This window comes from Micromonospora yangpuensis, assembly GCF_900091615.1.
Taxonomy (GTDB): Bacteria; Actinomycetota; Actinomycetes; order Mycobacteriales; family Micromonosporaceae; genus Micromonospora; species Micromonospora yangpuensis.
Genome location: NZ_FMIA01000002.1, coordinates 1,470,588 through 1,493,765, shown reverse-complemented (window position 1 = coordinate 1,493,765; position 23,178 = coordinate 1,470,588). Strand labels below are relative to the sequence as shown.

19 protein-coding genes are annotated in these 23,178 nt (G+C 70.1%); 10 read left to right on the top strand and 9 right to left on the bottom strand.

The genetic code is table 11. The features are described 5' to 3' along the window. The first annotated feature begins 36 nt into the window (after positions 1-36). Genes GA0070617_RS06990 through GA0070617_RS06980 form a run of 3 tightly spaced genes read left to right on the top strand, consistent with a single transcriptional unit; the run spans position 37 to position 2,410 of the window. Positions 37-936, top strand: coding sequence for an ABC transporter ATP-binding protein (locus GA0070617_RS06990; protein ID WP_091446030.1), 900 nt, complete (start codon positions 37-39; stop codon positions 934-936). Next, positions 933-1,715: an ABC transporter permease gene (locus GA0070617_RS06985; protein ID WP_091435051.1), complete on the top strand. Its 783-nt coding sequence runs from the start codon at positions 933-935 to the stop codon at positions 1,713-1,715. The genes GA0070617_RS06990 and GA0070617_RS06985 overlap by 4 nt, the downstream gene beginning before the upstream one ends. Positions 1,716-1,717: 2 nt before the next feature. Further along, positions 1,718-2,410, top strand: a complete 693-nt coding sequence (locus GA0070617_RS06980; RefSeq protein WP_091435047.1) for a YqeB family protein — start codon at positions 1,718-1,720, stop codon at positions 2,408-2,410. A 79-nt stretch (positions 2,411-2,489) separates the two neighbouring features. Here GA0070617_RS06980 and GA0070617_RS06975 read toward each other — a convergent pair whose 3' ends face one another. Then, positions 2,490-4,106, bottom strand: a complete 1,617-nt coding sequence (locus tag GA0070617_RS06975) for a M28 family metallopeptidase (RefSeq protein ID WP_217628775.1) — start codon at positions 4,104-4,106, stop codon at positions 2,490-2,492. Positions 4,107-4,411: 305 nt separating this feature from the next. Here GA0070617_RS06975 and GA0070617_RS06970 point away from each other — a divergent pair, with 305 nt between their 5' ends. The 4 genes from GA0070617_RS06970 (at position 4,412) to GA0070617_RS06955 (ending at position 9,081) form a co-directional block, all read left to right on the top strand. After that, positions 4,412-5,266: an aldo/keto reductase gene (locus GA0070617_RS06970; protein ID WP_091435043.1), complete on the top strand. Its 855-nt coding sequence runs from the start codon at positions 4,412-4,414 to the stop codon at positions 5,264-5,266. A gap of 306 nt (positions 5,267-5,572) precedes the next feature. After that, positions 5,573-6,889, top strand: coding sequence for a serine hydrolase domain-containing protein (locus GA0070617_RS06965; RefSeq protein WP_091435041.1), 1,317 nt, complete (start codon positions 5,573-5,575; stop codon positions 6,887-6,889). 51 nt (positions 6,890-6,940) lie between these two features. After that, positions 6,941-7,624: an SMI1/KNR4 family protein gene (locus GA0070617_RS06960; RefSeq protein WP_091446027.1), complete on the top strand. Its 684-nt coding sequence runs from the start codon at positions 6,941-6,943 to the stop codon at positions 7,622-7,624. Between the two features lie 128 nt (positions 7,625-7,752). Then, complete coding sequence (locus tag GA0070617_RS06955) at positions 7,753-9,081, top strand: TolB family protein (protein ID WP_139135595.1); 1,329 nt, start codon at positions 7,753-7,755, stop codon at positions 9,079-9,081. A 94-nt stretch (positions 9,082-9,175) separates the two neighbouring features. Here the strand turns inward: GA0070617_RS06955 and GA0070617_RS06950 are convergent, their stop codons facing one another. Then, positions 9,176-10,495: an AAA domain-containing protein gene (locus GA0070617_RS06950; RefSeq protein WP_373868292.1), complete on the bottom strand. Its 1,320-nt coding sequence runs from the start codon at positions 10,493-10,495 to the stop codon at positions 9,176-9,178. A 235-nt stretch (positions 10,496-10,730) separates the two neighbouring features. Between GA0070617_RS06950 and GA0070617_RS29725 the strand changes: the two genes are divergently transcribed. Continuing rightward, positions 10,731-11,471 (top strand): hypothetical protein, encoded by a 741-nt coding sequence (locus GA0070617_RS29725; RefSeq protein WP_139135594.1) that lies wholly within the window; start codon positions 10,731-10,733, stop codon positions 11,469-11,471. Positions 11,472-11,561: 90 nt separating this feature from the next. Here GA0070617_RS29725 and GA0070617_RS06945 read toward each other — a convergent pair whose 3' ends face one another. The 5 genes from GA0070617_RS06945 to GA0070617_RS31365 form a co-directional block, all read right to left on the bottom strand. Beyond that, positions 11,562-12,197, bottom strand: coding sequence for a hypothetical protein (locus tag GA0070617_RS06945; protein WP_139135593.1), 636 nt, complete (start codon positions 12,195-12,197; stop codon positions 11,562-11,564). Positions 12,198-12,355: 158 nt separating this feature from the next. Continuing rightward, on the bottom strand, positions 12,356-13,573 hold the full coding sequence (locus tag GA0070617_RS06940; RefSeq protein ID WP_091435033.1) for a beta-1,3-glucanase family protein: 1,218 nt from the start codon (positions 13,571-13,573) through the stop codon (positions 12,356-12,358). A gap of 229 nt (positions 13,574-13,802) precedes the next feature. Continuing rightward, complete coding sequence (locus tag GA0070617_RS06935) at positions 13,803-14,702, bottom strand: winged helix-turn-helix domain-containing protein (protein WP_175440457.1); 900 nt, start codon at positions 14,700-14,702, stop codon at positions 13,803-13,805. 183 nt (positions 14,703-14,885) lie between these two features. After that, a complete protein-coding gene (locus GA0070617_RS06930; protein ID WP_229688117.1) occupies positions 14,886-15,677 on the bottom strand; it encodes an FAD-binding oxidoreductase in 792 nt (263 codons plus the stop codon). Then, positions 15,674-15,955 (bottom strand): hypothetical protein, encoded by a 282-nt coding sequence (locus GA0070617_RS31365; protein ID WP_229688118.1) that lies wholly within the window; start codon positions 15,953-15,955, stop codon positions 15,674-15,676. Before GA0070617_RS31365 ends, GA0070617_RS06930 begins: the two co-directional genes overlap by 4 nt. A 350-nt stretch (positions 15,956-16,305) precedes the next feature. Here GA0070617_RS31365 and GA0070617_RS31360 point away from each other — a divergent pair, with 350 nt between their 5' ends. Further along, complete coding sequence (locus tag GA0070617_RS31360; RefSeq protein WP_229688119.1) at positions 16,306-17,832, top strand: helix-turn-helix domain-containing protein; 1,527 nt, start codon at positions 16,306-16,308, stop codon at positions 17,830-17,832. A gap of 45 nt (positions 17,833-17,877) precedes the next feature. On the opposite strand, the gene GA0070617_RS31355 is transcribed toward GA0070617_RS31360, so the two are convergent. Together GA0070617_RS31355 and GA0070617_RS06910 are read right to left on the bottom strand one after the other, a co-directional pair. Then, positions 17,878-18,723 carry an SLATT domain-containing protein gene (locus tag GA0070617_RS31355; RefSeq protein WP_229688120.1) on the bottom strand — a complete coding sequence of 282 codons (846 nt, stop codon included), beginning with the start codon at positions 18,721-18,723 and terminating at the stop codon, positions 17,878-17,880. Between the two features lie 1,043 nt (positions 18,724-19,766). Further along, positions 19,767-20,036 carry a helix-turn-helix transcriptional regulator gene (locus GA0070617_RS06910; RefSeq protein ID WP_091435025.1) on the bottom strand — a complete coding sequence of 90 codons (270 nt, stop codon included), beginning with the start codon at positions 20,034-20,036 and terminating at the stop codon, positions 19,767-19,769. A gap of 65 nt (positions 20,037-20,101) precedes the next feature. Here GA0070617_RS06910 and GA0070617_RS06905 point away from each other — a divergent pair, with 65 nt between their 5' ends. Then, positions 20,102-23,170 carry a DEAD/DEAH box helicase gene (locus tag GA0070617_RS06905; RefSeq protein WP_091435023.1) on the top strand — a complete coding sequence of 1,023 codons (3,069 nt, stop codon included), beginning with the start codon at positions 20,102-20,104 and terminating at the stop codon, positions 23,168-23,170. Positions 23,171-23,178 lie beyond the last annotated feature (8 nt).

The window sequence follows — 23,178 nt, the reverse complement described above, 5'->3', positions numbered from 1 at the left end:
CAGCGCACCGCCGCCCGCCGCCGGCACGCTGTGCACATGATCGAGGTCGAACAGCTCACCAGACGGTACGGCCGGCACAGCGCCGTCGACGACGTCACGTTTCGCTGCCTACCGGGCACCGTGACCGGTTTCCTCGGGCCCAACGGTGCCGGCAAGTCCACCACCATGCGGATGATCTGCGGGTTGGCCCGGCCGACCGCCGGGCGGGCCACCGTCGCCGGACGGCCCTACCGGGAGCTGGACAATCCGGGCCGGGAGGTCGGCGTGCTGCTCGACGCCGCCGCGCAGCACGTCGGGCGGACCGGCCGGGAGGTGCTCACCGTCGCCGCCCACACCATGGGTGTCGGCCCGGATCGGGTGGCCGCCACCCTCGACCTGGTCGGGTTGAACGCGGTGGCGGCCCGACGGCGGGTGCGGGCGTACTCGTTGGGCATGCGGCAGCGGCTCGGCCTGGCACACGCGCTGCTCGGTGACCCCCGGGTGTTGATCCTCGACGAGCCGGCCAACGGCCTCGACCCGGAGGGGATCTTCTGGATGCGCGGCCTGCTGCGCGACTTCGCCGACCGGGGCGGCACCGTGCTGCTCTCCTCCCACCTGCTGCGTGAGGTGGAGGCGGTCGCCGACCGGCTGGTGGTGATCGGCGGCGGCCGGATCGTCGCCCAGGGCGACAAGGACGAGCTGCTCAGCGCCGCCGGCACCGTGGTCCGGGCCCGCGATCCGCAGGCCCTGCGCGCCGCGCTGACCAGCGCCGGGCTCGCCGTCACCAGCGGCACCGACGGGGGGCTGCTGGTGCCGGCCGAGGCCGGCGTGGTCGGGCAGGCCGCCGCCGACGCGGGCGTCGCCCTGACCGAGCTGCGCCCCGCCGGCAGCGGCGGCCTGGAACAGATCTTCCTCACCCTCACCGCCGGCACGTCCGTCAAGGAGGCAGTCCGTTGACCATCACCGCACCCGCCGTCGAACCCCGCCGGCCCGCCCGGGTACGCCGTCCGTCGCTGCCCCGGCTGGTCGCCGTGGAGACCCGCAAGCTGTTCGACACCCGGGCCGGGCTCTGGCTGCTGGTAGGCATCGGCCTGCTGGCCGCCGCGCTGGTCGCCGCGATGCTGATCTGGGCACCCCGCCAGGAGCAGACCTTCGCCCTCTTCTTCACCTTCACCCTGCTGCCGATCGGGGTGCTGCTGCCGGTGCTCGGCATCCTGTCGATCACCAGCGAGTGGTCGCAGCGCACCGCGCTGGCCACCTTCGCGCTGGTACCGAGGCGGGAGCGGGTGATCGTCGCGAAGCTCGCCGCCGTGGTCCTCGCCGCGCTCGCCTCGGTGCTGGTCAGCCTGGCGGTGGCCGCGCTCGGCGCGCTGGTCGCCGGGGCCACCGGCGCGGACGGGCCGTGGCGGTTCGCGCCCGAGCTGCTCTGGCACGCGGTGGTGCTCCAGGTGGCCGCCGTGCTGATGGGGGCGGGCTTCGGGCTGCTGCTGCTGAACACCCCGCTGGCCATCGTGAGCTACCTGCTACTGCCGATCCTCTGGTCCACCCTCGGGGCGACGATCCCGGCGCTGCGCGGGCCGGCCGGTTGGCTGGACACCGCGCTGACCATGGAGCCGTTCTACGGCTCGACGGTGACCGGGGAGCAGTGGGCCCGGCTGGGCGTCTCCCTGCTGGTCTGGCTGGTGCTGCCGCTGGCCGCCGGGACGGTGCGCACGCTGCGCAGGGAGGTGTCCTGACCGTGCGGGCCGACAGTTCCGGCACCTCCACCGTCGTGCACGCCGGTGCCGGGGAGCTGGTCGTGATGTGGCTGGGCTTCCCGCTGCTCGGCGCGGGAGCGGTCGGGGCCCTCGCGGCCGGTGCGGACTGGTTGACCGGCCGGTCCTGGGTCCCGTTCCAGGACGTCCTCAAGCTGGTCGCCGGGGCCCCCGAGCCGTACGTGACGATCGGCGCGCCGCTGCTCGGAGCGCTGGCCGGGCTGGTCGTCGCGCTGATCGGCACGGCGGAACGGCTCACCGTCACCGTCGAGCGGGAACGGATCCGGTTGCGCCGCGACCGTACCCGGTCGGAGGTGTCGCGCCGGGACGCGCAGGCGGTGTTCCGTGACGGCAACGACCTGGTGGTGCTCGGTGCCGCCGGGCAGGAGCTGGTCCGGGAGTCCGGCGAGCTGCCCGGCGACCGGCTGGCGGCGGCGTTGCGGGAGCACGGCTGGCCCTGGACGGAGCAGGATCCGTACCGGAACGCCTACCGGCGCTGGGTACCGGAGCTACCCGGTCTGCCGGCGGGAGCGGACGCGCTGCTGCGGGCCCGGCAACGCGCCCTGGAACGGGGCGACGGCGACGACCTCCGCGACCTGCGTACCGAGCTGGGCCGACTCGGTGTGGTGGTCCGCGACGAGCGGAAACGCCAGTACTGGCGACCGACCGACCGGTGACGCGGCACGGGCCGACCGGTGACACGGCACGGGCCGGGCCCCACGGTAGGGCCCGGCCCGCGTCGGCGCAGGCGTCAGCTCACTTCCACGGATGCCCGTGCCCGTGGGCGTCGGCGGCGACCTCGGCGACCGGGGCGCTGCGGGTCTTGGCGGCAGCCCGGTCGGTGCTCTTCGAGACCCCGTTGACCGCAGAGGTGTCGAAGGCGTAGGTGATCACCGCGGTGGCGACGGCGTCGGAGTTGACGTCCAGGGCGAAGGTGCTCACGTTGCCCCAGAGCCGGTGCGAGCCGCGCAGCTCGCGGTACAGGTCGGCGTCGGCGCCGTGGACCACCGGCTTCTTGCTGTCGCACCGCTGGTGGTAGCACGGGTCGTACGCCGCACCGGCCACGCCGCCGAAGAGCGCGGCCTCCGCCTCCGTCTTCAGCCCCTCGGCACCGGTGAAGAGACCGCCGGAGGGGATGTCGATACCGGCGGCGATGAACGGGCCGTAGTCCGAGCGGCCGGTGAAGTCCGAGGGCACGGTGGGCAGTTCACGGGCGGCGAAGAAGCGCTCGAAGAGGGCCTCGATCTCGGCGGAGCCCTCCGGCCCCGGCCCGGCGCCCTGCTGCGCGGAGTCGTCACCGTCGTAGACACCGAAGACGTAGTTCGGCGAGCCGATCATGTCGAAGTTCAGGTAGAGCGCGATGTTGTCGACCTGCCGCTCGGTCAGCTGGTCCACGTAGTACTGGGAGCCGAGCAGGTTCGCCTCCTCCGCGCCCCACCAGGCGAACCGGACCGCGTTGGCCGGCTTGACCTCGGCCATCTGCAGGGCCACCTCCAGCAGGGCGGCGCTGCCGGAGCCGTTGTCGTTGATGCCCGGCCCCTCCGGCACGCTGTCCAGGTGCGCCCCGGCCATCACCACGTTGTCGGTGCGCCCCTCGCGGGTCTGGGCCACCACGTTCTCGGTGCTGCGTACCTCGCTGATGGTGTCGGCGGTGATGCGTACGGCCAGGCCGGCGGTGGTGGAGAAGGCGGCACCGGTGTCGTAGGAGACGGCGACCCCGGGGATGGTGGCGACCGGCCCGCTGAGGGTGCCGTTGAACAGCTCGAAGCGGTCCGGGTTCTCCTGCGGGGTGCCGTTGCCCTGGTTCATGATGATCGCCCCGATCGCGCCGGCGGCCTCGGCGTTGGCGACCTTGTCGCCGAAGCCGCAGGTGCCGCGCTGCATCAGCGCGATCTTGCCGACCACGTCGACCCCGGTGAAGTCGCTGGCCTCACAGCCGGAGGTGGAGGCGCGTGGCGGCGTCAGGTTCAGATCCACCGGTACGACAGTGCCCTGCGCCACCCCGTCGCCGGAGTACTCCAGCAGCGTGTAGTCGGTGCCCTCGACGTAGCTGACCTGCCCCGGCGCCACCTGGGCGAACGACGAGCCGAACGCCTCGAAGTACGGGAAGTCGAACTTCTGGCGGGTCACCCGGTACCCGGCGGCCCGCAGCTTGCGGGCCACGTAGTTGGCGCTGGCGTCGTAGCCGGGCGTGCCGGAGGCGCGGGTGCCGCCGTTGCGGTTGGCGATGTGCTGGAAGGAGTTCAGGTGGTCGAGTACGCCCTTGAGCGTCACCGCCCGGGTCAGTTTGTTGGCGGTGTCGTTGGGCGCGGCCGTCGCCGGGTTCGCCAACGCCACCGTGCTCACGAGTGTTCCGACCGCGATCGCGGCCAACACCCTCCTGGCTGGAAATGACAGCACGCGTGCCACGCCCCTTCTTGTCGTCCCCGTCCGGCTCTCCGACTCCCGGAGGCCGACCATCGACCAATCCTGATGCAGGTCAGCACGGAGCGGAAGGGGCCCGTTCGGGCAGACGGAGATCCACTGATCGCGCCTCCACAAGGGCCGACGGACCGACCCGGGTGAACCCGGCGCCCGACGCGTCGGGATTCGTCCGGTGTCGTCGGTAGGTAACCGCCATCCCGGGTATGACAATCAGGAGTCGTCCGGTCACGCTCGATCACGGAACAGGAGTCACCATGGCCAGCAACCCGGTCCCCGACATCCCGCTCAACGACGGCACCACCATCCCCCAGCTCGGCTTCGGGGTCTTCCAGATCAAGCCCCGGGACACCACCCAGGCCGTCCGCACCGCGCTGGAGGTCGGCTACCGACACATCGACACCGCCGAGATGTACGGCAACGAGGCCGAGGTCGGCCAGGCGGTCCGCACCTCCGGGCTGACCCGCGACGAGGTCTTCGTGACCAGCAAGCTGACCAACGCCGCGCACCGGCCGGACGACGCCCGCAAGGCGTTCGAGGCGACGCTGGACGCGCTGGGCTTCGACTACCTCGACCTGTTCCTGATCCACTGGCCGCTGCCGACCCGCTACGACGGCGACTTCGTCTCCACCTGGCAGGTGCTGGAGGAGTTCAGCCGCGACGGTCGGGCCCGCTCGATCGGGGTGTCGAACTTCCAGGTGCCGCACCTGGAGCGACTCACCGCCGAGACGGAGATCGTGCCGTCGGTCAACCAGATCGAGGTGCACCCGTACTTCGGCAACGAGGAGGTCCGCGCGTACGGCCGGGCGCACGGGATCCTCACCCAGGCGTGGTCGCCGATCGCCCAGGGACTGGTCCTCGACGACCCGACCATCGTCGACGTCGCCGAGCAGCTGGGCCGGACGCCGGCCCAGGTGGTGCTGCGCTGGCACCTGCAGCGCGGCGACATCGTCTTCCCGAAGTCCAACACGCCGGCCCGGATCGAGGAGAACTTCCGGCTCTTCGACTTCGAGTTGGACGAGGCCACCATGGAGCGGATCAGCGGCCTGGACCGGGGTGAGGCCGGGCGGCAGGGTGAGCACCCCGACACCTTCGACTACCTGCCCTCCTGACCAGCAGGCCCACCGGCCGACCTGACCGACAGAACCGGCAGGGCCGGCCCGGCGCGTTGCGGATCCCGCATCCGCGCCGTCGCCGGGCCGGCTGCCCCGACGTGGGGTTGCCGCCCCCGCCGGGACGCCCCTGTGATGGCATCCTCACCCTAGGCGAGTGGAGCCGTTCCGGGTGACCCGTCGGCTGCCCCTGGCGGGACCACGGATCCAACCGGGCAAGCGGCCCCTGGCGGGGCCACGGATCCAACCGGGCAAGCGGCCCCTGGCGGGACCACGGATCCAACCGGTGGGTGGCATGATGCAGCGATGTCGACCAGTCGCCGGGCGCTGCTCGGGCTCGGGATCGCCGCCACCACCGCCACCCTGACCGGCTGCCGCGCCGAGTCGGCGCCGGCCGCCTGGCGTACCCCGGTCGCGGCCAGTGGCGGTCAGGGTGCCGCGGCGCCGGCACCGCGGGCCGCCGCGCCCCGGCCGGCACCGCCCAGCGGACAGTTGACCACCGTGCTCACCCGGTCGTTGAGCCCGACCCCGGAGAATCCGGACCACCCGACGTACGCCGGTGCGGTCGCGATGGCCTTCACCGCCGGCCGCCCCCGGCCGACCACCCAGGCGGTGGTCGGCGAGGCGCTGCGGTACGGGGCCGGGCCGAAGCTGCTGCCGGCCGCCCAGCGGGTGAAGATGCGCGCCGACTCCATCTTCGACCTGGCCTCGATCACCAAGGTGTACACCGCGATCCTGACCCTGCAGCAGGTGGAGAAGGGCAAGCTCGACCTGGCCGCCCCGGTGGTCCGTTACCTGCCGGAGTTCACCGGCACCGGCAAGAGCAAGGTCACCGTGGCGCAGTTGCTGGCGCACACCAGCGGCCTGCCGGTCGGGGCGAAGGTCACCGGCTACGACACCGTCGCCGAACGCTGGCGGGCGGTGCTGGCCACCCCGCTGGTCAGCGGCGCGGTCCCCGGCCTGGTGTTCCGCTACTCCAGCGTCGGCCTGATGGTCGCCGGCAAGCTGGTGGAGAAGGTCACCGGGTTGCGACTGGACCAGGCACTCAAGACCCACCTGACCGACCCGCTGGGCCTGCGCTGGACCGGCTTCACGCCGAACACCTGGCTGAGCGCCGCCGACAAGGCCAACCGGCTGGTCGCCACCGACGCCCGCTCCTCCCGGGGGCTGCTGCGCGGCGTCGTCCACGACGACGTGGCCAACCACCTCGGCGGCATCGCCGGGCACGCCGGCGTCTTCAGCACCGCCGAGGAGGTCGCCGTGATCGGCCAGCTGCTGCTGCACGGCGGCAGCTGGGCCGGCCAACGGATCCTCACCGAGGCCACGGTGCGCCGGATGCTCACCAACGCCAACGCCGGGCTGCCCGCCGTCGACCCGGAGCGTCCCAACCGCACCTCCGACCACGGCCTCGGCGTGGTGCTGAACCAGCCCTGGTTCATGGGTCGGCTGGCCAACCCGAAGACCTTCGGCCACACCGGTTTCACCGGCACGTCCCTGCTGGTCGACCCGACCCGCGCGCTGGTGTACGTGCTGCTGACCAACCGGGCCCACCCGAACTGGAGCTGGGCCGACCCCGACCCGGTCCGGGTGCAGACCGCCAACGTGCTCGCCGGCGCGGGCTGAGCACCGCGCCGTCGGCCGGAGCCGTCGGTGGGTGTCGGTATGGTGCCGGCCGTGACGGAACACGACTGGTCTGACGTACGGGAGAGACTCGCCCGGTTGGCCGCCGCGCCGGCCGCCGGCGAGGTGTTCGGGGCGGGCGCGCACGAGTGGGTGGTCGAGCCGCCGCTGACCCCGGCGGAGCTGGCCGAGGTGGAGAGCCAACTCCGGGTCGAGCTACCCGGCGAGTACCGGTCGTTCCTGCTCCAGGTGGGACGCGGCGGGGCCGGCCCGGCGTACGGGCTGTTCGGGCTGCGCCGCGTCGACGGCCGGTGGACGTGGGACGGCGACGGCTCCGACCTGACCGCCCTGGCGACCCTGGACCAGCCGTTCCCGTTCACCGAGGCGTTCAACCAGGCCGACGGGGTGCCCGAGATGCCAGACGCGGACGACTTCGACTCGACCGAGGAGTACGAGGCTGCCGAGCAGGCCTGGTGGGAGCGGCACGACGCGGTCATGTACGATCCGGCCCTCTCGGTGGGGCTGATCTACCTCTGCCACCGGGGCTGCGCCCTGCGGGACGCCCTGGTGGTCAGCGGCCCGGCCCGGGGCACCATGTGGTCGGACGGCACCGCCGAGGAGAGCGGATTCGAGCCGCTGCTGGACGCCGACGGCACCCCGCTGGGCTTCGCCGGTTGGTACCGCCACTGGCTGGACCAGGCCACCACCACGGCCGGTGCTGACCACCACGCGACCTAGAATCACGGCCGTCGATCCCTGTGGTCACATCGACGGACGCCGCACTGCTAGCGTGCCGCTGTACGCAGTCCCCGGCGACCGTCGATGTGCGGCCGGGGAACCACACGGGGAGGAATGTGTTGCACCTGATGTCGCGCGCCCGCCTGGCGGGTGCCACCGCGGTCGGGGTGCTGACCGCGCTGGTCCCGGTCACCGCCGCCCAGGCCGCTGCCGATACCACCACCGTCCGGGTCTCCGTCGCCACCGACGGCACCCAGGCCGACAGCGACTCGTACCGACCGTCGATAAGCGGTGACGGCAGGTACGTCGCGTTCAGTTCGGCGGCGCAGAACCTGGTGCCCGGTGACACCAACTACTCACGGGACGTCTTCCTGCACGACACGGTGACCGGCTCCACCGAGCTGGTGAGCGTCGGTCCGGCCGGAGTGCCGGTGTACGGCTCGTCGGAGCTGCCCCGGATCAGCCGGGACGGCCGTTTCGTGGCGTTCAACTCCTCCGCTCAGCTGGCCGGCGATCCGGGCACCATCTTCAGCGGGCACGTCTTCGTCTGGGAGCGGGAGACGAAGCAGCTCACCCGGATCTCCCAGGCCAGCCACAGCTGGGACTCGCTGGACATCAGCGGCGACGGCCGGTACGTCACCTTCTCGGCGGTGGCCAACCTGGTGCCGCAGGACACCAACTTCGACACCGACGTGTACGTCCACGACCGCGACACCGGCACGACGACGCTGGTCTCCCGCACCCCGGACGGCACCGCGCCCTTCCTCGGCGCCTCGACCAACCCGTCGATCAGCGACGACGGCCGGTACATCAGCTACCAGTCACGGGCCACCGACCTCGTCGAGCAGCCGGTCTCCGACGGCAACAACGTCTACCTCTTCGACCGGCAACGCGGCACCACCCAGCTCGTCTCGGCCCCGCCGAGCGGCCCACCGGCACCGGCCGCCCACGCCACCAGCTCGGAGATCAGCAGCGACGGCCGGTACGTCACCTTCACCTCGGACGCGACCAACCTCGTACCCGGTGACACCAACGACACCACCGACGTCTTCCTCTGGGAGCGGGCCACCGGCACGCTCGTCGCCGCCTCGGCGACCCCGGCCGGTGTCCCCGGCAACGGCACCGCCCTGTCGCCCCGGCTCAGCGCCGACGGCCGGTACGTCACCTTCTGGTCCAACGCGAAGAACCTGACCGGCCAGCCCGTCCCGTGGCAGAACCAGGTCTTCCGGTTCGACCGGGTCAGCCGGACCAACGTCCTGGTCGCCGTGCCCGCCCACGGCACCGACGGTGGTGGCGAGCACCCCGACATCTCCGCCGACGGCCGCTACGTCGCGTACGTCTCGGCGGGCACCTCGCTGGTGCCGGGCGACACCAACAACCGGTACGACATCTTCCGCACCGAAATCACCGGCCCGCCCACCCGCTGGCCACTGCCCCGCCCCCGCCCCGGTAGCTGAGCGGGAAGGCACCCCCGGACGCTGTCGAGCTGATGTCGTAGCCGACTCAGCTCGACGGCCCCGACGGGACAGCCCGTCTCGACGAGGCGCCGGCTCAGCCGGCGGCCTGCCGGGGAATGGCGTGCAGGATGTGCTGGTGGGCCTCCCAGCCGTCGGGGAACCTGACCGGCACGTCCAGGTGCACCGGTTCGGTCGACGGGTGGGCGTCGAGCAGCTCACCGATGCCGGCGCGGGCCACCACCACGCAGGCGTGCCGGTGCCGGGAGGCGAGCACGCAGAGCCGCCCCGACTCCAGGTGGAACGCGGTGGCGTCGCGTCGACCCGACAACGGGTGCAGCACGATCGTCACGTCGTACTCGCGGCCCTGGAGCCGGTTGGCGGTGTCCACGGTGATGCCCGCCCCGGCCTGGCCGAGGTGGGCGCGGATGACCGCGACCTGGTCGCGGTGGGCGGCACCGACGGCGATCCGGTCGGCGGTGACCGGCGCGCCGGCCGGGGCGTGTTCGCTGACGGCGACCGCGCCCCGGTGCAGCATCCGCAACGCCAGCTCCGCGCAGGCCGCGGCGGCCTGACGGTCGGTACGCGGGGTGTGCCGGGCCGGCAGTTCGTAGAGCGCCCAGCCGGAGGCCGCCGCCAGCTCCACCGCCGAGTCCACGGCGTCACCCGTTCCGGCCTCGGTGAGCACGAGTACCCGGTCACCCGCCCCGGTGCCGGCCCGGAACCCGGTGAACGGGTAGAACGCCGCCGCGACCACCGGGGCCGCCGAGACCGGCAGCCGCCAGGAGACCGGCAGCCGGTGTACCGGCAGCTGCGGGTTGTGCCGCAGCAGCACCGCCACCGCCGACTGCATCGGATCCCAGGTCAGCCCGGTCCAGCGGGCAGTCTCCACGGTGGAGAACGGGTCGAGCTGCCCCGGGTCCCCCACGAACAACGCCCGCTCGAACCTGCCGGCCACCCGCAACAGGGCGTCAGAGCGCATCTGGTACGCCTCGTCCACGATCGCCCACGGCCAGGACCCCTCGGTGACCAGGGCCCACTTGGCGGAGGTACCGATGATGACGGCCGGGCTGTTCAGGTCGGCGACCTTCGAGGCGACCCGGACCTGCTCGTGGGCGGTGACCCGGTCCGGGGCCCGGTAGTCGTTGGCCGACAGCCGACCGATACGCAGCTCGGGGGCCTTGCGGGCGAGCCGGTCGATCAGATCGTCGACCTGCTCGTTGGTCTGCGCGATGATGATCAGCGGCTCACCGGCGGCGGCCAGCTCGACGGCGGCCCGCACGACGAGGGTCGACTTGCCGGCCCCCGGCGGGGAGTCGACCACCACACCCCGGTGTTCCCCGGAGCGCAGGTCGGCCAGCACGGCCGTGACGACCTGCTCCGCCTCGACAGCGGGCGGAACCTGCAGCCCTCGCACCGTGCCACCTCCCCACCCGCGGTTCTCGCACCCTACCGGCATCGGGGCCGGGCACCGTGTTGACCCACCTCGCCGTCGTGACGGCCTGCAGGGACGTGCACGGGGCACCGGGCACCGGGCACGGGGCAGAAACGACGCGGCACTGAACCGCCAAGGGCCTCCGGTCGTAGAGCGGATCGGTCTGTACGCGCCGGTGGGAGCCCTGCCGGCCACAATTGTTGGAGTTGGAGCCGTCATGGACGTGCTGAACAGCGGGCCGCACGGATCTTCCCAGTTCGACCCCGTCTTCCAGATCCGGAGGCTCTGCCCACCGGAGGTCACAGCGAAGTTCGCCGACGCCCTCCGGCCGGAGCAGCAGCGGGAACTGGCTCATGACCCCACAGTGAAGGAAAACATCAAGAAGACGTCCCAAAAATTCGACGAGGTACGGCTGCAAGAGGAGATCATATCTGCGGTTTCCGCCAGCCCAGACCGGCGTCACTACCGACAAGAAGGCTACCAGGACAAGAAGGGAGAATTCGTTTCCTCGCCCTACGTCAACACCGGGCACCTCATCCTGACCCAGAGCCTGCAGGGACGGAGACTGAACGGCGAGCCGACCACCGTGACCAGAGACATACACTACTTCACGAGCGCGGGTGAGGTCCCAGGGAAGGAGCGAGCGGAGCAGCTCACTGCCGTGAAGGCACTCCGACCCCACCTCGAGTTAAAGGAATACAGTAACGCGGTGCGCGAAAAACGGGGCACCTCTGACACTTCACTTGAGAATTCTCGAAAAGAACTCCAGAAGGCACAGGAAAAACTGGTCACAGCGGTCAGGAGCGCGTCCCGAAGGATCGTGAAGGAAAGCCGGAATCTCGTCAAGGCGGCAAACCTGCAATCGGGCTCCGGACCAGCCGTCGGCCAGGGGTCAGGTGCGCCGGCCCGTCGGGCTTCCGACCAGCGGAAATCAAAGCGTTCCCGCCCGCGACAATGATCTCCCAGAGTGATCGGTTCACCCGGGCCGTTAGGAAGGGCCCCTTGTGCAACAGAAAGCGTTAACAAGGGGCCCTTCCTTACAGCTGGGTCAGCCCTGTTCCGGGGCGGCTCCGGTGTCGTTGAAGCGGAACGTGTGCCGTACCGCGTCGTCGCCCGAGTCGACCACGACCAGGCCTTCGGTGGACGAGTGCTGCAGGGTGGCCGAGCCGTGGCCGATGTAGTACAGCCCCTCGGCGCCCTCCGCCTTGTTGATGTTGAGCTGCTGCTTCTGCTCGTCGGCCGCACAGGTGGCGCCTTCGATCTTCGCGGGCTGCGCGTCGGTCACCTGCCAGCAGACCGGGCTGCCGGTGCCGCCGCTCTGGTACGCCTTGATCTGGAAGGTGCCGCCGTCGAGCGGCGTCGGCACGAACACCTGTCGGCCGCTGTCGTCGTCGACCTCGGCCAGGTTGCCGCCGTCGAGCAGCGACAGACCCGACTCGAAGCCCTCGGTCCGGACGATGGTGATCCGGCGCGTACCGGAGAGCAGTTTGTCGTCGGTGGCCTCCGAGCCACCCGGGGTCGCGCTGGGCGTGGCCCCGGGTGGGCTCGTCGTGGGGCTCTCCACACCGGAGGCCGGCGTCGAGGCGGACGCGGCGTCGGTGTCCGGGTCGGCGTTGCCGCAGGCACCGATCGCCCCGGTCAACACCAGGATGCCTGCTCCGGCGGCCCACCTGCGTAACGTCATGCCCTGCTCCCACCTCTCGCGGTCAGATCCTCGCGGTACGGCCGGTGCGACCGGCCCGCCCCTGATCACGTACCCGGGTGGTTGCGGGGTTATGCGCTTTTTGCTCCTCGATGGGGCAATGACCGGAAAGTAGCAGGTCAGCCGGCTTTGGGATTGACTCAGTTGAACGGGGTCAGGGTGATGGCGGCCGAGCGGGGGTCGCCGCTGTGCACCAGCGACTCGAAGCCGCCGACGTCGTCGTAGGGGAAGCCGTACGCCCGGCCGTCGACCATGTTGGCGTGGATGAGCCGCGAGTAGTGGTTCGGGGCGCTGTTGCGGTAGAAGTTGGCGGCGGTCAGGTTCGGCTCGACGTCGTACCGGCCGAGGGTGCCGCGGACCAACGCCGTACAGAGGGTGCGTTTGATCTCGGGCTCGATGAAGGGTGGCACGTTCGGGGCGTTGAAGACGCCGTCGCAGCCCCAGACGTTGCTGGTGGTGGGCTTGCCGACGGTGGCCACGGTGGCACCTGTCGAGTCGGTGAAGACCATGTTCGACCCCACGGTACGACCGGTGAAGCGGCGGTTCGGCTCGGCGCTGCGGGGCACCACGGTGAGCGTCCGGCTCGTGTAGGTCTGCCACGCGGAGTCGATGTACGCGTCGAGGTAGCGCGGGTCCATCAGCCCCGCCTCCATGGCCTTGCCTGGGGCGAGCACCCGCAGCACCGTACCGTCGGAGCGGGTGACCACCGAGCGGGCGAACGCCGGCTGGGCCTTCAGCCCGTTGATCACGTTGGCCCGGCCGCCGGTGACCAGTTGGCCGGTCTTCGAGGTGGCCCCGCGGGCGTCGGTGACCGAGACCGCGTGCGGCACGGCGAAGTGGTCCACCTGGGTACTGTTCAGCCAGAGGCCGGCATCGTTGTAGGTGAACTCCGACCAGTCGAAGAGGGTGTCCCGGTTGGGGTCGGCGCCGGCCCACGGCGCGGGCTGCACCAGGCCGTCGGGGGTGAGACGGAAGTCGAGCTTGCGGCCGAAGGAGAAGTACATCCGGCCGGAGATGAACCGGGGGATCCGCACCGTGACGCTGCCGCCCCGGGCCGGGCCGGCGATCGCCACGTCGGGCGCGGGTGTCGGCGGCAGCCCGCCGGCCGGCCAGCGGGTGAACCGGCCGGCGGCGTTGACGTAGCCGAGGCCGCCGCCGGGCCTGATGTCAGTGCCGAGAACATAGAGGTACGTCGCCTCGGCGCGACCGGAGTTGTTGGTGACGGTGACGGGCAGCAGGTCGGGGCCGACGGCCTGGGCTGGACCGCCGCTGACGGCGAGGCTGACCGGCAGCGCCAACACCACGGCGACCAGTCCACCCAGGACGGCTCTGCTTCTCCTACCGAGCGGGTTACGCACAGTGACTCCTTCGGGATGGGGGCTGGGCTCCACATCGACCCTCGGGGGTCAACCTCGACTTGGGGAGACAGACGACCCCCTCCCCTGGATCAGCTGGCAGTCGCCCCGACATCGACGGGAGAGCGCTCTCCCAGCTTTACGTCCATCGATGCAGATTGTCAACAGCTGACGTCAATTACTAGTTAACAAACCTTCCCATGACTCCACACGATCACCTTGCGTGATGTTGTCACGCCGCCCGTCCCCGTTGCTGGCGCAGCATCACGTTCCAGAGGCGCTCCACGGCCTCCTCGACATCCGTGCCGGGCGCTCGGTTCAGGTCCCAGAGAATCTGCATCGGGTCCGCTAGCGGAAGCTCCCCCGCTCCTGGGCCTGGCAGGTCCGGCCCGGCCCAGACTCCTGGGTCTCTGGGCACGGTGAGTTCGAGTGTCGCCTCCTCTTCACCTGCCGGGGTGAAGCCGGTCTCGGTCAGGTCCAGACCACCTCGGGTGTACAGGACGGCCCGCTGCGGGCTGCGCCAGGGCGCGAGAAGATCGGCGGCGATATCCCCGGAGACAGCCAACCCAGCAGGTCCGTGTTCGTTCAGGGCAGCGATCGCATAGGCCTGCTCCCTGGGCGGGTCGAGGCTGTACCAGAACGTGGTGATGCCGCCCGGCCCCGGGTAGTTCCGCAACCACCACCGCAGCGCCTGCTCCACGTCAGGGACCTGCCAACCGGTTGAGGCGCGACACACCAGGCCGTGCTCGCCAAGCGCGCGCAGTGCCTGCGAGACCCGGGGCTGCGAGATGCCGACGAGCCTGGCCAACTCCTGCTGGGTGGCCATGGGGCAATCGACAAGGCGACGAAGCAGGGTGTACGTCCCCCAGGGCACCCGTCCGGGGCGGACGCCGCGCCTCCTGTCACCGGCACCCCTTCCATTGACCGCGATTCTTCGGCCACCGATGTTCAGGAAGCCTTCGACCTGCTGCTCAGCCCCGACGAGCAGGGACCAGTTCGCCCGCTCCACCGCCCCGCGGACCGCCGATGTCGCCGTCGGCACGATCACCAGGCATGCCTCCGGATGACGACCGGTCAGTACAGCGATGTCACCGGGATGCAGAGGTGCCGTCGTTGCCACGACGGTGAACACGTCCCGGACGCCCGCACAGCCCAACTCGACACGGTCAGGACCGACCGGAACGAGGGTCACCCCGATCTCGTTGAGCCGCTGCCAGACTGACGACGATATAAGCATCACCTATCCTCCTCGGATAATACTTATATAGCACGAACTCGCTGGCCCGGCGCACGAACGAGCAGTTCGATGCCACGATCAACCGTCCCACTCCGGGTCGGTGGGTCGGTCGAAGACACCGGCGAGGTCGTCCCACTCGCGCCAGGTCCGGGCGCTGACCGAAACTCGTCCGGTAGGAACCGACGGTTGGCCGGGCAGGTGGATCCGGTCGGCGGGGACGCCGGCGGCGAGGAGCCGGAGTCGGGAGCCGGCCAGCATCGCCGGCGGCCCGCAGACGTACACCCGCTGGTCGCCGTGGCGGTGGTCGAGGGCGACGGTGAGGGCGTCGCCCACCTCCCCCGGCTCGGCCTGCGGGTCGTGCGAGAACGCCGGCACCAGACGCAGCCAGTCGTGGGCGCTCTGGAGATCGTCCAGGCTGATCGAGTCGTACAGCTCGACGAAGGTGCGGGAGCCGACGACCAGGGTCACCCGCCGACCGGCCGGAGCGGCGGCGACCTGCTCGACCAGGGCCCGCAGCGGGGCCAGCCCGGTGCCGCCGGCGATCAGCAACAGGTCCCGCCCGTCGACCAGCCGCAGCCCGGTGTCGGCCGGTGGGCCGAGGTGCAGCAGCTCGCCGGGGCGTACCCGATGAACGAGGGTGCCGGAGACGGTGCCGGCGGGTACCGCGCGGACGTGCAGCTCGATGGTGTCGTCGGGGCGCGGGGCGTTCGCCGGGCAGTACCAGCGCCACCGGTCCGGGTGGCGCGGGGTGCGCACCGGCACCGCCTGACCCGGACGGTGTGCGACCGGCCGGACCGGACGCACCGTGAGGATCGCGATCCCGCGACCGGGCCGGTAGTGGTCGACCACCTCGGCCGGTACCCAGCTCACCCGCCGACCCCGGTCCGCAGCCGGCTGATCCGCTCCGCCGGGACGTCCCCCGCCCAGAGCACCCCGACCAGGTAGTCCAGCACCCGCCGGTGCTGCTCCTCCGACAGTCCCAGCCCGGCCCACGGGTCGGCCACGTCCACCCCGTCGGTGGCCGCCGCCAGACTCGCCGCCAGATGCGCCCCCAACCGCCGCAGGTCGACCCCGACCAGGTGAGGCGACAACTCCGCGTCCGCCACCACCAACCGCAACCACCGTCGCGCCGTCTCCTCCGCCGTCATACCCACCCCTCTCTGAAAGGAAGGGCCCCCTATTAACGCTTTCTGTATAGGAAGGGCCCCCTGCAAACACACACACGTGACGTGGCACCGGGGCGGGCGGGCAGAGCGGCGGCGGGGGACCTACCGCGTGGGCCGGCACCCGCCCCGGGCCATGTGACACAGCGTGCCGGCCGGGCAGGGGCAGGCCATGACCGCGATCAGGTCGGCGACAGTGACGGTAGGAATCGAAGTGATCACCGTGAGTCCGCTCCGGCGGATACCCCGATATGCGCGCCACGCATACCAATTCCTCACCAAGCGGGGTTGAATGGTTACCCTCGATGAGGCGACCTGAATGGAGTCGGCGGCAGATGGCGAGGTCCCCGAAGGCCCACCCGAGTTGTCCCCGCTGCGGTGGCCGACTGGCCCGCGACAACGACAGTGGACGGTGCGCCCCCTGCGACACCGCCGAGCGCGACCGGCTGAGCCGACCACCCGTGGTGCCGGCCAGCTTCTGGCAGCACGGGCCCCTGCGCCAGGCCCTCACCGAACGCAACCTCGGCCGGGTGATCCGCGCCTTCCGCAACCACCCGTACCACGGCCGCAACGCCCTGCCGCAGAGCGCCGTGGCCGGCTGGCTCGGCATCACCCAGGCCCAGCTCAGCCGGATCGAGAACAGCCCGCCCATCGTGCACCTGGACCGACTCATCCACTGGGCGCAACTCCTGCGGATCCCGCCCCGCTACCTCTGGTTCAGCCTGCCCGACCAGCCGCTACCCGCCGACAATCCGCCCGCCGCACACCCGCCTGCCGACGTACCCGTCATGGAAGCCGGGCCGGCGACCCCGCCGGCACCGGCCGATGCCGTCACCGCGGCATCCGATGAAGGAGGTGGCACCACGGACCGCCGACAGTTCCACGCCCTGGCCGCGCTCGCCGGCATCGCCGCGACCGGCTCGCTCGACCTGCTCGCCGCACCCACCGACGCACCCCGCACCATCGGCCTTGAGCAGGTACGGTACGCAAGCTCCCTGGTCGACGAGTTCCGCCGGGCAGACGCCGCCGTCGGGGCCAACGACCTCTGCGACGTCGCCATCCGGGTCCACGCCCACCTGTCCAACTGGGCCGCGAAGGCCACCTACAGCCGGGAAGTCGGTGAAGCTCTCCACGCCGCCCTGGCCGATCTCGCCATCGAAACCGCCTGGCTCACCATCGACGCCAACCGCAGATCGGAGGGTACGCCCTATCTGCACGAGGCGATCAGCCGAGCGCGCATCGCCGATGACGTCCAGACCGAGGCGTACGCCCTGGACGGGTTGGCACGGCTACTCCGGGACGACCGCCCCGCCGAGTCACTGCACTGTGCCGAAGCCGCACTCCGGGTCTCCTCCGGGTGGGCCACGCCCCGACTGACGACCCTCCTGCACCTACGTCGGGCGCGGGCGTACTCGGTGTTGCAGGACGGCAGTGGGGTGAACCGGGAGATGACCAAGGCCCGCCGCGAGTTCGAGCGCGGCACCCACGACGACGACTCACCGTTCCTCGGCTTCGTCAACGAACAGGAGATGACCGGCATACAGGGGATGTGCCACCTGACCCTGAACCGGCCGGAACGTGCCGTCAACACGTTCAGAGCCATCGCGGAGAACCCTTCCCCAGCTCATCGCCGAAACCGGATCTACTACTCGGTCCAACTGGCCGATGCCGCCTGCCAACAGGGCAACATCGATGAAGCGGCGCACATCGCACTGGATCTGCTGCCCGACATCGGCCAGGTCAGCTCGGGCCGGGTGAGCCGTCACCTGGCGCAGGTACGGTCCAGACTCGCCCGGCCGGAGCACTCGACCGCCGCGACGCGCGAGTTCGTCGAGGCGTACGACCAGGGGGTACACCGATGATCGACGGCCTAGAGCTACGTCACCACAGCGGGAGCAGGCGGTCCGTTATTCGCTCGAATTTCGCGATTCTGGCGGTTGCTCCAAATTCTGCTGACGCTTCTTTTGCTCCGATTTGAGGCGATGAACTTCCTCAACGAACTCCGCCAATTGCTCCGACTCTGAAGCAATTCGCTTGTACCTGCCAACACCCACCTCCACCGCCTCCCACTCAGCCTCAATGGCATCAGCGGTTTGTTGGAGGTAGAAGCTTCGCTCCTTATATTTAAAGTAACCCATAAAGCCACTTGCGACACCAACAAGGAAGGTCACGCCAAGGATAGTCCACCTATCCCAGGTCATCCGGTCGGAGATTCCGGCAATTCCGGTCGCCCCCAGTGAACCAATAATGAGAAATCCCTGAAAGGTGTTATTTACTCTACGGTAACGATTGCTTTCCAGTCTCAGCTTGTCAATATCAGAGTAAGCGTCCTCTTTGTACGCTACTCGACGCACCTTCAGGTCGCCATCAACCCTCGCCACTACGAGCTTGCGCTCATCGCGCAGCCGAGCTATTTCGAGTTCTAGATCCCCTTCGGATGGTCGATGAACGTTGCCAGCAGCAGACTTTTCGGCCGGCCCGCCCGGATAAGATTTTAAATAAAAGGCGGCCCCCGCAAAAGAAACAGCCAGCAGGGCTGCAGGAATGAGGACAATCCGCTTCAGGTCATCACTCCACGAAGGGATCCAGAAAACTGCGTAAATAACCAGCAGAAGAATCGGGCCAAACACCAGCGACCAATTCGACCATTGGCGACGCCGCCGTGCAACTTTGAGCGCATGCTCAGTCTGCCGAATACGGTGGTTAAGCAGGAGCACCTGCTCCTGCTGGCTAGCCTCGACGACCAAGACCACTCCGCTCCTCGTTCACGGGACAGATGACGATAACTTCCTCAGCCAGGCGATATATCCAGCTTCCCAGCCCTGAACAGAGGCCGTGACAGTAGATCACCAGACACATCGCGTCATAAGAACCAACAAGGGACAGGTCCAGTGATACGACCCTGCCAGCCCTGATCGCTTCAGCAACTTGAGGTAAAGACTCCCGGAAATTCACCGGCTTCAACCGCAGTACTTCACCCAGATGGACACCAGGCGACCCCCCGCGTCCTGCCTGATACCGAGTAGCGGCCAGAGCTTCATCTAAAGAACGTTCAAGATCGGAAGAATGATCACTCGAACAAACTGGAGAAAATCGCCGAACCGCCACAGGCGTGGGCGGGCGCATCACCACGACCAGGACAGCCAACAGCACCGCCAATGCCGCCAAGAAAACTAGTGACACCAAGAGGGTTTCGCTCTTAATCAAGTTTTACCCGTTCAAGAAGGGGCCACTTTACCGATTCGCGGCGAATGTCGCCACCATCTCGCCGGAGAACTTTATCGCGATGCCATTGGGGCGAACTCGAAGTGTCGGTTAAGTGACACAGGCGGCTTTTTCGACGCGGATGCGCCGAAGGCGTCGCCCGCGACGTCGACCCAAGACCGGACTGGCGCATCAGACCCGACGTCGCCCACGCCGAGGGCGATAGCTGGTGTTGATCGACTCGGTTGGGCTGATATGGCGGGGTCCGCGGCCAGTTGATACCGCCATATCGGCTCAACCGAGTCGATCATGATCCGCACACGCTGACGCCCCACTCACCCGCCCGATGGCCAGCCAGCCCGCCGGCCTCAGCGTACGAAGTGGAGCTACGCCACCACCCCGCTGAGCGGGCGTCCAGTTTTGTTGATCGACTCGGTTGGGCTGATATGGCGGGGTCCGAGGCCGGTTGATACCGCCATATCGGCTCAACCGAGTCGATCATGATCCGCACGCGCTGACGCCCCACTCCCAGCCAGCCAGCCCGCCCGCTCGCCAGCGCCCGCCGGCCAGCCCACTCGCCAGCCCGCCGGACTCAGCGTACGAAGCGGATGTCCAGTCTTCTGCCCAGTGCACCCGCCAGGCGGAGGAGGACGGGCAGGGTCGGCACCGTGCCGCCGGCCTCGAACCGGGCGACAGTGGACTGGGTCATGCCGGCGGCGTGGGCGAGCTGGGTCTGACTCCAGCCGCGCCGCAGCCGCAACTGCCGTACCTCGTCACCGAGTTCGACGGCGACCCGGGTGGCGTCGTCCGTCCCGACAACTGCCGGCGCTGCCCTCCGTTGACCACGCAACTCAGTGCTCATCGCAGCGATGCTATCCGGCGCGCCGAGGGCAACGCGGAACGGTGCTCGCTGGGTAACCTGCTGCGGTGACGGATCTTGAGCCGGGCATTCACGAACACCTGATCACCCGGCAGCTCGCCACCCGGCTCCAACGGATCGACCCCGACCTCATCCAACGGGCCCAGCTCGACCCCGCCGACGCGCCCGACCTGCTCGCTCGGCACCTCGCCGGCCTCGCTCGTCGCGCCATAAACGCTGTGCCCGCCGGTGACGACCGGTTGCTGCGGCAGGTCGAGGTGGCCAACCGGATCGCCGAGCACATCGTCGCCCTCGACCCGGCCGCCGACGACGACGCGCACGACGAGATTGTCGACGCCCGGAACCTGCTGCACGCGATCGCCGCCCCGCCGGTCCCGCCCGCCGGGCCGCGCTTCCCGCCGCGCCCGGCCACCCCGCTCTCCACCGGCGCACTGCTGGTCAACGGCCGGCACCAGCCCCGGATCGGGCACGAGATCAACCACGAGCTGGCCTCCGCCGAGAGTGTCGATCTGCTCTGCGCGTTCATCAAGTGGGCCGGCGTACGCACCGTCGAGCCCGCGTTGCGCGAGCTGCGGGAGCGGGGTGGCCGGATCAGGGTCATCACCACGACGTACCTTGGCGCGACCGACCAGCGGGCCCTGGACCGGCTGGCTGACCTCGGGGCCGAGATCAAGGTGTCGTACGAGACCAGGACCACCCGGCTGCACGCCAAGGCCTGGCTGTTCCGCCGGGGCAACGGCCTGACCACGGCGTACGTCGGATCGAGCAACCTGTCTCGGACGGCGCTGCTGGACGGGCTGGAGTGGAACGTCCGGATCTCCAACGTGGAGCAGCGGCACGTCATCGACACCTTCACCGCCACCTTCGAGGACTACTGGCACGATCCGGCGTTCGAGACCTACGACGCCGGTCGGGACGCCGAGCGGCTCCGGGTGGCGCTGCGCGGGGAGCGGGCCGACGAGGCACCTACCGAGATCGCCAACCTGGATGTGCGGGCGTACCCGTACCAGGCGGAGATCCTGGCCGACCTGGACGCGGAGCGGCAGGTGCACGGCCGGCACCGCAACCTGGTGGTGATGGCGACCGGTACCGGCAAGACGATCGTGGCCGCGTTGGACTACCGGCGGCTGCGCCGGGCCGGGACGGTGGACTCGCTGCTCTTCGTGGCGCACCAGGAGCAGATCCTGCGGCAGAGCCGATCGACGTTTCGGCAGGTGATGGCCGACGGCAGCTTCGGCGAGCTGCTGGTCGGCGGGGAACGACCCGAGCAGGCACGGCACGTCTTCGCCTCGATCCAGTCGCTGCACCGGCAGCAGATCGACCCCGGGGCGTACGACATGGTGATCGTGGACGAGTTCCACCACGCGGAGGCCCCGACGTACGCCGGATTGCTGGAGCGGCTGACGCCGCGCGTGCTGCTGGGGTTGACCGCGACGCCGGACCGGACCGACGGCGGGGACGTGCGGCGGTGGTTCGGCGGGCGGTCGGCGGCGGAGCTGCACCTGTGGGATGCCCTGGAGCGGCAGCTGCTCGCCCCGTTTCAGTATTTCGGGCTGCACGACGACACCGACCTGTCGCACCTGCGGTGGAAACGCGGGCACGGGTACGACCGCGCCGAGCTGGACAGCCTCTACACCGCCGACCACGCGCGGGCGCGGATCATCCTGACCTCGGTTCGCGACACCGTGGACGTGACCCGGATGCGGGCGCTCGGCTTCTGCGTCAGCATCGGGCACGCCGAGTTCATGGCGGACTGGTTCAGCCGCCACGGCGTACCGTCGGCGGCGGTGACCTCGCGGGTGGAGCCGGCCGCCCGGCAGGGGTTGTTGCGGGATTTCAAGTCCGGGAAGCTGCGGGTGCTCTTCACTGTCGACCTGTTCAACGAGGGCGTCGACCTGCCGATGGTGGACACCATCCTGATGTTGCGGCCCACCGAGAGCGCGACGATCTTTCTCCAGCAGCTCGGTCGGGGGCTGCGGCTGGGCGACGACAAGGCCTGCCTGACGGTGCTGGACTTCATCGGCGGCCAGCACGCCAACTTCCGGTTCGACCTGCGCTGGCGGGCGTTGACCGGGGTGAGTCGGCGGGCCGTCCGGGAGGCCGTCGAGCAGGACTTCCCGTCGCTGCCCAGCGGCTGCCACATCCAGCTGGACCGGGTCGCCAAGGAGGTGGTCCTGGCCAACCTGAAGACGGCACTGCCGACCTTCCGCCGGAACCTGGTCGCCGAGCTGCGGCAGCTCAAGGACGCCACGCTCGCCGAGTTTCTCGCCGAGACCGGGTGGGAGGTCGAGGACGTGTACCGGTCGGCGGCGCTGGGTGGGTGGACCGGGCTGCGGCGGGCCGCCGGCCTGCCCGTGCCGGCGGCCGGGCCGGACGACACCACGCTCGGACGGGCGATCGGGCGGATGCTGCACCTGGACGACGTCGACCGGCTCGACCTGCTGGCTCGGGTCGCCGCCGGGCAGCGCCCACCGGCCGACGACCGGCTCTGGGACCTGCTGCACTTCGACCTGTGGGGGCCGAACGCGCCGTTGACCTCGCGGGACGAGCGGCTGGCCCGCTTGTGGGCGGAGCCGGCCCGCTGCGTCGAGTTGCGCCAGGTCGCCGAGGTGCTGCGGGACCGGATCCACCGGGTGAGCGTGCCGTCGGGGCTGTTGCGGGTGCACGCCCGGTACAGCCGCAACGAGGCGTGCGCGGCGTTCGGGATGACCAACCCGGGGTCGCTGCGCGAGGGGGTGAAGTGGCTGCCCGACGTCCGCGCCGACCTCTTCTTCGTCACCCTGGTCAAGGCCGCACACCACTACTCCCCCACCACGATGTACGCCGACCGGGCGATCACCGAGACGCTGTTCCAGTGGGAGTCGCAGAGCACTACCTCGACGGCGTCGAGCACCGGGCAACGGTACGTCCACCATGCTGAGCGTGGGTCGAGTGTGCACCTGTTCGTCCGGGAGTCCCGGGTACCGGACCGGGACCTCGGCGCACCGGCGTACCTGTACGCGGGTCCGATGACGTACCGGGGGCACACCGGGGACCGGCCGATGCGCATCCTCTGGGAACTGGCGTACCCGTTGCCGGCCGAGACGTACGCTGCCGCCCGCGCCATCGCCGCGTAGGGCCGGGT